We start from the raw sequence: 1,085 nt of genomic DNA, 5'->3' as shown, positions 1-1,085 counted from the left end.
TGGTGGCGGCCTACGACCGGCTGCTGGCGCTGGGCCTGGTCGAGGCCCGCAAGAACCGGGGGTTTTATGTGCGAGAAATGGCCTCTGCGCCCGATATGTATGCACGAGAAGCTACACAAAATATAGCAAACCCGCCCCGCCGCCCCATCGATGCCACCGCCCTGATGCGCGGCATGTTCCAGGGCGACAGCGACACCCCCCAGCCCGGCATGGGCGTGCTGCCCCCCGACTGGCTGGCCAACAGCTTCATGCCCGCAGCCGTGCGCCGGGTGGCAGCAGGCACGGCCGACTTTTCGCGCCGTTACGGCGACCCGGCGGGCGACCTGGGCCTGCGCCAAAGCCTGTCCAAAAAGCTGCTCGGTCTGCACGTACCCGCCGCGCCCGAGCAGATCATCACCACCGTGGGGGCCACCCACGCGCTGGATATCGCCAGCCGCACCCTGCTGCGCGCGGGGGACTGCGTGATGGTGGAAGAGCCCGGCTGGGCGGTGGAATTCGCCCGGCTGGAAGCCATGGGCATGCGCATCCTGCCGGTGCCGCGCAATGCCGACGGGCCGGACCTGGAGGTGATGGCCCGTTATTGCGAGGAACATGCCCCCAAGCTGTTTGTGAGCGTGAGCGTGCTGCACAACCCCACCGGCTTTTGCCTCACTCCGGGCAGCGCGCACCGGGTGCTGACCCTGGCCAACGCGCACGACTTCTACATCGTGGAAGACGACACCTACAGCCACCTGGCTCCCGAACACGCCACCCGCCTGTGTGTACTGGACGGCCTGCAGCGCACCCTGTACGCCAGCGGTTTCTCCAAGATCCTGGCCCCCGGCTGGCGCGTGGGCTTTCTGGCCGCGCCCACCGCCCTGGTGGACCGCCTCACCAACACCAAGCTGCTGGCCACGCTGACCACCCCGTCCCTGCTGGAGAAAGCCCTTGCCTGGTGCATCGACCAGGGCCAGCTGCGCCGCCACTCCGAAGGCGTACGCGCCCGCCTCGACCAGGCCCGCACCCGCAGCACCAAGCTGGCCCTGGCCGCAGGCTGCAGCTTCGCCTCCGAGCCCGCCGGGCTGTTCGGCTGGGTCGAGACCGGC

1 protein-coding gene is annotated in these 1,085 nt (G+C 69.1%); it reads left to right on the top strand.

Annotated elements, in window-relative coordinates:
• Positions 1-1,085 (top strand): aminotransferase-like domain-containing protein (locus AC097L_RS25950; RefSeq protein ID WP_479589566.1); only part of this gene is annotated, 1,085 nt, incomplete at both ends.

The sequence above is a fragment of the Rhodoferax sp. RT5P35 genome (genome assembly GCF_056521385.1).
Note: the sequence above shows the minus strand (reverse complement) of the source record. Positions and strands in the feature narration are given on the sequence as shown.